Source organism: Desulfosarcina sp., assembly GCF_041551955.1.
GTDB lineage: Bacteria > Desulfobacterota > Desulfobacteria > Desulfobacterales > Desulfosarcinaceae > Desulfosarcina.
In genome coordinates this window covers 1-8,902 of sequence record NZ_JBFELV010000196.1, presented here as the reverse complement: position 1 = coordinate 8,902, position 8,902 = coordinate 1, and the positions used below count along the sequence as shown (strand labels likewise).

2 protein-coding genes are annotated in these 8,902 nt (G+C 62.0%); one reads left to right on the top strand and one right to left on the bottom strand.

The genetic code is table 11. The features are described 5' to 3' along the window. Window positions 1-7,060, top strand: a 7,060-nt coding sequence (locus tag ABYV26_RS14820; protein ID WP_372682130.1) for an SDR family NAD(P)-dependent oxidoreductase, incomplete at its 5' end; no start/stop codon positions are given. A gap of 32 nt (window positions 7,061-7,092) precedes the next feature. On the opposite strand, the gene ade is transcribed toward ABYV26_RS14820, so the two are convergent. Next, entirely contained in the window at window positions 7,093-8,802 is a 1,710-nt protein-coding gene (gene ade, locus ABYV26_RS14815) for an adenine deaminase (protein ID WP_372682129.1), read from the bottom strand. Window positions 8,803-8,902 lie beyond the last annotated feature (100 nt).

Below are 8,902 nucleotides of genomic sequence, written 5' to 3'. Positions count from 1 at the left end.
GTCCCTGGAACGGGCCTACCTGCATGCCCCCCATGGCATCGAAGACCTGGATTTCATCGAGGGCCACGGCACCGGTACCACCGTGGGAGACCGCACCGAGTTGGAAGCCATCGCCCGCGTGATGGGGCGGACCCCGGTCCCCCGCGGCCAATTGCGTCCCTGCGGTATTACCTCCCTCAAATCCATCCTCGGGCACACCAAGGCCGCCTCGGGCATTGGTGGACTGCTCAAGGCCGTGATGGCGGTCAACCGCCGGGTGGTCCCACCGACCGCCGCCTGCTCCAAGCCCCACCAGGTCTTCGATTCGGATGCCAGGCGCCTTTACCCCGTTCGCCTGGGCCGGAAGGAGCCTGCCGATAGGCAGCTGGCCGCCGGCGTGTCTTCAATGGGTTTTGGCGGCATCAACTGCCACATCACGCTGGTGTCCGGTGACCAACCCGACGACCGACTGGCGCCCCACATGGATGAAAGGGTGCTGCTGGCACATGCCCAGGAGAGTGAACTGCTGGTGATGGGTGCCGGCAGCAAGGCAGCCCTGCTGGAAAACATATCTGACCTGATCAAGATTGGTGGCGGCATCAGCGTGGCCGAACTGACCGATCTTGCCGCCGACCTGAGCCGGCAGCTGCCACCCGATGCATCCATCCGGGCAGCCATCGTGGCCGGCTGCCCAGACGACCTGGTTGCCCGGCTGGCCCAACTGGAAGCCTTCCTTCGGCAGGATGGGACCGACGATACCGCCGTTCCGGTCGCTGCTCTTGGACCCGATATCTACCTGGGAATGGATGTCGAGAACCCGCGGATCGGATTCCTGTTTCCCGGCCAGGGCTCCCAGCAGCTCAACATGGCCCGGATGCTGGTGGAGCGTTTTTCGTGGGCCCGTTCGCTTGTGGAGCGGGCAGATAGCATTACCCGCGACCTGACCGGCATACCGGTGAGTCGACTGATATACCGGGACACGGACCGGGCCCCCGGTGCGGAAGATCGAGATCACTGGTTCAGTGCGCTTTCCCGAACCGAAAACGCCCAGCCGGCTATCTGCCTGGCCTCCATGCTGTGGCTTGCTTTTTTCACCCGTTTGGGAATCCGTCCGGTAGCCGTGGGTGGACACAGGTTGGGAGAACTGACGGCCTGTTTCGCCGCCGGTGGATTCGATGCGGATACCCTTTTGAAATTTTCGGCGCGTCGCGGGCTGGTCATGTCCGATCAATCCGGGGTGTCGGGAGCCATGGTCGGTCTGCGTTGCGACGAGTCCACCGCGCGGGCCCTGATACCGCAGGTAAACGGATACCTCACCGTGGCCAACCTCAACAGCCCCCGCCAGACCGTACTTTCCGGTGAGTCGGAGGCGGTTCAGGCCATGGTCAGAATTGCCGGGGAACAAGGAATCAGCGCACGAACGCTGCCGGTTTCAGGCGCTTTTCACAGCCGTCTGTGCGCGGATGCCGCCCGGCAGGTGGCTGATATGGCCTTGCTTTCGAAACCCATGGAAGCAGCGGCATGCCGGATCTTTTCCAGCATCGACGGCAACTTGATAGCGCCTGGACAACGCCTGAACGAACACTTCTCCCGGCAGATCCAGTCAAGGGTCGAGTTTATTCGTATGGCCCGGGACATGGCGGCGGGCTGTGACCTGCTCGTCGAAATAGGGCCGGGTCGGGTGTTGACCGGACTCACCGGAGAGATTTTTGGTGAAACAGGGCCGGCATGCCTGCCGGTCGAGGGAACTGCCGGCGGCACATTGGATCTGAACCGCGCTCTCGGTGCGGTCTTTGCCCAAGGTGTGCCGATCCATTGGGAGGTGTTTTTTGAAAGCCGGCTGATTCGTCCGTTTGTTCCGGCAGATCAAAAATCCTTTGTGGTCAATCCCTGTGAGAGCCTGCCCCGGAGCGATGAAGATGACGCCGACATCGCGTGCATGCCGGCTGACGACATCCACCCCATCCTGGCTGAGGCCTTCACCGGTGTCCCTGATGCGCTGGTGGGTCGCTACCTGGAGTCCCGAGGGGCATTTATCAACCGGGTGGTGCAGGCGGATCTGGCCTTCTGGGATCCAGACGCCCGGTTGGTGGATGCCGGTGAGGCGGGAAAAAAGATGTTGGCTGCGGATCGTCAAGCGCCGGCCCAGGCCATTTTGTGGCGGTTGATCGCCGATGTAACCGGGTTTTCTCCCGACAGCCTATCCCGGGAGTCCCGACTATTGGACGATTTGAACCTGGACTCCATCAAGGCCGGTGACCTGATCAGCCGCTTTGCAGAGACTTGCGGTGTGAGGTTTCCCGATCCGGCGCTGCTGGCCAATGCCGCTTTAGGCGAACTGGCCGACGCTGCCCAGCGGCTGTGCGGCGATGGCCCGAGAACGGACGGTCCTTCGCCAGTTGATCACGCTGAACTGAGTGGTCGGCTGGTGGACATGGTATCAGAGATCACCGGATTTCCCGAATCGAGCCTCGATCTGTCCATGCGGCTTCTGGACGATCTGAACCTGGATTCCATCAAGGCGGGCGACCTGATCGCGCGGTTGTCCGCGGAGGCAGGCGTTTTAGGGCGGGTGGATGCGTCTTCACTGGCCAATGCAAGTCTGGAGCAGGTGGTAGAACAGATCGCCGCCGGACAGGCGTCGATGCCGGCCATGGCGGTAGCACCGACGGATGTATTGGCCGAACTAATCGATCAAGCCGCTGGAATCACCGGCTTTGCGGGTGACGCCCTAGATCCGGATCTGCAGGTTGAGCGGGACCTTCAGTTGGGTCCGGACAAGCTTAAATCGCTGATCCAGCGGACCGCCTCAGCCGTGGGAATTCAGGCTCACCTGGACTTGGAACCCCTGCGCACGCGCAGTCTGCGGCAGATCAGCGAGATCCTGGACCGGATAGCTGCGGAACAGCATGATCCCGTTGTCGGGGGCGCCGGGTCAGGATCGGCGATGGCCGTCGACCAGCCTTCCTGGGTGCGCAATTTCAGCATGGAAGTGGTGGAAACCCCTTATCCGCAGTTTTCCGACACCTGGCGGTTGCGATCTGAAAATGACTTGCAGAAGGCCCGGATACTCATTCTTCACAGTGAAGATGCGACCGATGTGGCAGAGGCACTCGGTGCACATTTTTTTCAACGGGGGGCCTTCACCCGTGTGAATGGTTTCGACGCTGAAGGCGCCTTAGAGGCGGTTCACGATCCGTCATTTTCGCACCTGTTGGCCATTTTGCCAAAAAATGGTCATGGTGAAAAAGATCGATCGGCGCTGCTGCATCGGTTGATCCGCATGCGGGCCAGCCTGACTTCGGTGCCGCCGGCGTCCAGTGCACCGAGACGGCGCACCACCGTGGCCTGGATTCAGTTCGGCGGTGGTTTCTTCGGTCGGGATCCTTACTTCTCACGACTGGATCGATGCGGGGCCGTGGCCTTGGCATCCAGCCTTCACCTGGAACGGGCGGACCTTCGGGTTCGTGTGTTGGATTTCTGTCCAGCCCTGCCCGCGGAGACGATTGCCTGGGAAACCCTGGCCGAGACCATCACCCAGGACGGATTTGCCGCCGTAGGATACGATTTGGACCGCACCCGCCGGACGCTGTCTCCCCGGCTGGCTCAGCCGGCAACCTATGAAAAACGGAATCTCCAGTGGTCGGGCGATGACGTGATTCTCGTGACCGGCGGGGCCAAGGGCATCACAGCGGTGTGCGCCCTTGCCGTGGCACGTGAAACCGGCGTGCGCATGGCCCTGGTGGGGCGGACACCGCATCCGGATCAGGGGTCGCCAACCGACGCGTCGCAGGAGATCCGCTCCCTTTTGGACAAATATGCCGCCCTGGGGCTGGTGGTCGATTACTTTGCCTGTGACGTGGCCGACCGCGATGCGGTGACGGCGATGCTGACGGCGGTTACCGATCGCCTCGGACCGGTTACCGGGATCATCCACGGTGCCGGGCTCAACCGGCCGCGACTCACCGGCCAGGTCAAACCCGAACAGGCCTTTGCCGAAACCGCCCCCAAGGTTCTGGGTCTGCTGCATCTGCTGGATGCACTCGAAGCGACACCGCCCAAGATGATCGTCGGAATGGGGTCGATCATCGGCATCACCGGCATGCCCGGCAACGGCTGGTATGGCTTTTCCAACGAAATAATGGACATCGCCCTGCGAGGTTTCGCCGCCGATCACCCCGAGACCGTTACGGCGGATGTGGCCTACAGCATCTGGCGCGACGAAGGGATGGGGGCCCGCATGGGCAGCGTGGACCTGCTGCGCGACAAGGGCATCGATGCAATCCCAACGGAAGAGGGTGTCAGTCGGTTCGTCAAGGTTTTCACCCACGATCCGGGCAGCAGGCAGACCGTGGTGACCGCCCGTATGGGGGGGCTGGATACCTGGAACCAGGTGTCGCCCGATGCACCTCAGGGGTGGCGATTCCTGGAGGATCGAACCCATCTGACCCCCGGTGTAGAAGTGGTTTTCTCAACGCATCTGTCCCTTCAGAGCGATCCTTACCTGGGTGACCATCATTTCCAGGGATCCTATCTTTTTCCCACGGTTTTCGGGCTGGAGGCCATGGCCCAGGCCGCGCTTTACCTTTGCGGAGATACCGATCTGTCGCGCGTGCATATCCGTGACGTTCGCCTTCTGCGGCCGATCACTGTCGACCCCGAAACGGGGGCCGACATCACCGTCCGCGCGATATTGGCCGAGACTCACGGCGACGGCCAACGCGTGGTTCACGCTGGTATCGTCAAGCAGGGAACCGGAGTCCGGTCGGACTTTTTTTCAGCCACATTGGTCTTCGGGGCGCCCGACCCCGCACCGATGGAAACCGTTGCCCGTCCGGACATGGCCTTACCCCTGGTGCCCCAGACCGACCTGTATCGGCCCAGCCTGCTATTCCAGGGACCTCGGTTCCAGCACATCCAGACCATCTGGGATATCCGTGAAACCGGTGCGAAAGCCGGGACAGCGCTCTTTACCGCCCGCATGACGCCGGCGGATCAGGTGTCGATCGCCGCCTTTGGCGAGGAGAACCCTACCGGCTTGTGCATGGGCGATGTATTTTTTACCGACACCCTGCTGCAGAGTGCGGCCCTGCTGGTTCCCCAGGATACCAGCCTGCCGGTGTCCATCGACCGCATGGACCTGTTCCCTGAATTTTTCGGCACTGCTTCGCCCGCCACCGTGCACGTGGAGCTCGTGGGGCAGGAGGATCGGGACCTTGTATACCGGGTGGCCGCCGTGAGTGAAGATGGCGCGGTGATAGCCCTGCTGCAGGGCTATCGACTGAGAATTCTCAAGCACCATGACGACTATCCGACAGTGACCGATCTCGTCTCGCCGGGGGGGCGGGATTGTCGAATGATGCGTCAGGCGCTTGACGAGGCCTGTCGACTCTTTTCAGTGGCTGCACCCCACTTGGAATCGGACTGTATCCCCGATATCCATCACAAGCACAGGCGGGAACGGCGGGCCGCGGAGGAGCCCATGATGCAACGGGCAATTTCTACCGCGGCCGAACGATACGAGGTCGACAGCAGGCCGCTTGCGGTCCAGTGGCAGGAAAACGGCAAGCCGGTGGTTGCCGATGTGGCACCATCCGTTTTGGATGTTTCTCTCTCCCACGAAGATCGGACCTGCATGTGTGTATGCGGGCCCGGGCCGGTGGGGTGTGACCTGGCCACCGTTACCGACAGAGACCGCAGGGGCTGGTGCGGCCTGTTGGGCGATGGTCGCATGGATCTGCTGGACAGCCTGATCGACCATGGAGAGACCCTGAACGATGCAGGCACACGGGTCTGGGCGGCAGCCGAAACCCTGGCCAAAGCCGGCGGCCGGTCCGGTGCAAGTCTCAGGATGGTGAGTATAAGGGACCGGGCGGTTTTGTTTACCGGCGGCGGTGCCGACGGGACGTCCATCCAGGTGCTTACGCTGGTGATCCGCCTGACCTGGGGAGACCCCCAGGTGCTGGCCGTCACGGTTGCCCCGGAGGCCGTGCCGCGGGTTCCGGAACATCTGTTGACCTCAAATTATCCGGGATATGAACCCTTGTATGAGACCCGCCCTTTCGAGATGATCGAAGGGGGCCCCCAGGGCCAGTTGGTGTTCGTGCAGCGGCTGCCGGTGACCTTCCAACCCAGTGCCAACCTCAGCCGCACCATTTACTTCTCCAACTTCATCAAGTGGATGGGAAACACCCGTGAGGCGTCGGCCTGGCCGGTGCTGGCGGAAATGTCCGATCAGTTTGCCAGCGGCCGCTGGGGAGGGGTGACGAATTACGGCCACTTGAAGATCCTCGGTGAAGCGGGCACCAGCGACCAGATTGAGATTCTCATGTGGGTGTCCGACAACAGCGGGCCGGAGAACTCCACCATGACCCTCTCCTACGATTTCCGCAAAATGCTCAAAGGCGGCGGATACCAGCGCTTGGCATTCTGCCGGCTGCAGACCACCTGGGTGGAAATCCTCGGTCCGGGTATAGCAAAAGTGGCCCCGTATCCGGCCTACTACGGCCAGTTCATCGAGGATATGTGCCCTCAGTTCGACGCGCCGGATACGCCCGAGCCGTTGCCGGAATCGTTGGGCCACCTGTTTGACGTCGAGGATGACCCTGTCGTTTACATGGCGCCATCCGGGCCCGTTGTTCACCCCATCGTGCGTGAGCAATCTTTTGAAACGACCCTGGCCCACGCCAACCTGGTGGGCAATATTTATTATGCCAACTACTACGAATGGCAGGGCCAGATCCGCGACCGCTTCTTCTACGAACTGATCCCGGAATGCTTCACAGGTATTGGTGAGAAGGGAGAACTGTTTGCCCTGGAGAGCCGCGTTGACCACCTGCGCGAAGCCATGCCCTTCGACCGCCTCGTACTCACCCTGGCTGTCAAGGAGCTGCGGTCCTGCAGCGTGATTTTCCACCTGGATTATTTCCGTCTGGAGGCGGACGGCTCACGGATGAAGATCGCCACCGGCATGCACCGGACCGTTTGGGCCCTGCGCGATGCACAGGGGCGGCCGGTGGCCACTCCATTTCCTGCCAAGGTGCAGGCGGCATTTGATGCGGCAATTGCTGAGAAGGGTTGAACCGCGGCAGCGGTTGAGTGATATGCTTTTCGTCAAATGAAAAGGGGGACGACTTCAAATCGGGTGACATCCACTAACCCTTTGTCGGTGAGTTTGAGGTCCGGGATGACTGGAAGGGCTAAAAAACTAAGGGTCATGAAGGGGTCGGAGAGGCCGGCGCCCAGATCGCTTGCGGCGGCGATCATCCTGTCCATCTGTTTCAGGACGGTCTCCACCGGTTGGTCGGACATGAGCCCGGCCACAGGAAGGGGCAGATCGGCCAGGACCGCACCGCCGTCGACGGCGGCCAATCCGCCGCCCATCGCCACCACGGCAGAGACAGCCGCCAGCATCTCGGCATCCGTGACCCCTGCTACGATAATGTTGTGCGAGTCGTGGGCCACGCTGGAAGCGATGGCACCGCGCTTCAGCCCCAGTCCGGTGACGAATCCCTTACCGGTATGGGCCAGCCCCGTGTAGCGGTCAACCACGCACATTTTGACTAGGTCCCTGGCCGTATCGGCAACGGCCAGGCTATCTTTCTCCGTCACATCCATGATTTCGCAGCGTGTGACCACCTGGTCGGCGATGGCCCGGATGACGCGCATTCGCCGACCTTTGGCCGGTATCGAAAAATCCAGGCCCCGTGGATCCAGACGCATGGACGGCGGCACGTCCACCGGGGCCGGTCGCTGCACCCCGGGCAGCAGGCGGCCGTTTTCAGCCACCTGGCGGCCCAGGTAAAACACCTTTTCTGCGCGGATGTCCGCCAGGTCGGAAAAAACCACCAGATCGGCCCTGCGGCCCGGGGCGATCGCCCCGGCATCCTTGATGCCGAAGTAGTCGGCCGGGTTGATGGTTCCCATGCGGATGGCCGTCAACGGATCCAACCCCTTGGCCACGGCCATGCGGATCACCGCGTCGACGTGGCCCTCTGCCAGGAGATCGTGGGGGTGGCGGTCGTCGGTGCACCACATCATCCGGTGCCAGGTATGTTCGTCGATGATCGGAAACAGGGCGTCCAGATTGCGGGCGCAGGTGCCCTCGCGCACCATGATGTGCATGCCCAGCTCCAGTTTTTCAAGCGCTTCGTCGGCCCGGGTGCACTCGTGGTCCGAAGCGATGCCGGCGGCCGCGTAGGCAGACAGCTGGCGGCCGGAAAGCCCCGGGGCATGGCCGTCCATGGTGCGGCGGTGGCTGCGGGCCAGGGCCAGTTTGGCCATCACATCGGCGTCGGTGAAGATCACCCCGGGGTAGTTCATCATCTCGGCCAGTGCCACGATGCGCGGGTGTGCGAAAAAGGGTGCCAGGTCCGCGGCATCCAGCCGGGCGCCGGCGGTTTCCATGTCTGTGGCCGGTACGCAGGAGGGCAGGGCGAAGAGGCAGTTCACCGGCTGGCCCTCGGCCGAGCGCAGCATGTAGTCGATGCCCGCCGCACCCAGCACATTGGCGATTTCGTGGGGATCGGCCACCACGGTGGTCGTTCCGCAGGGGGCCACGGTGCGGGCGAATTCGGCGACGCCGGTCATGGAGCTTTCGATGTGGACGTGCGAATCGATAAACCCGGGGGCCAGGTAGCGGCCTTTTAGGTCCATCGTTTTCGCGGCGTCGTAGTCGCCGAAGCCTACGATAGTTCCATCTTTGATGGCGATGGCGCCGTCGATGACCCGGCCGGAAAAGACGTTGACGATCTTCGCATTGACCAGCAGCAGGTCTACCGGCGCGTCACCCCGCGCAGCGGTGATGATTTTCGTAAAATCCATATCTTAAATTCCTTTGCTTAAATTTTAATTCCTGACCCGGGGAAAAACTAAAAATACAAATCGCAAGCATCAAATCCCAGATAAAATCCAAATTGTAAGC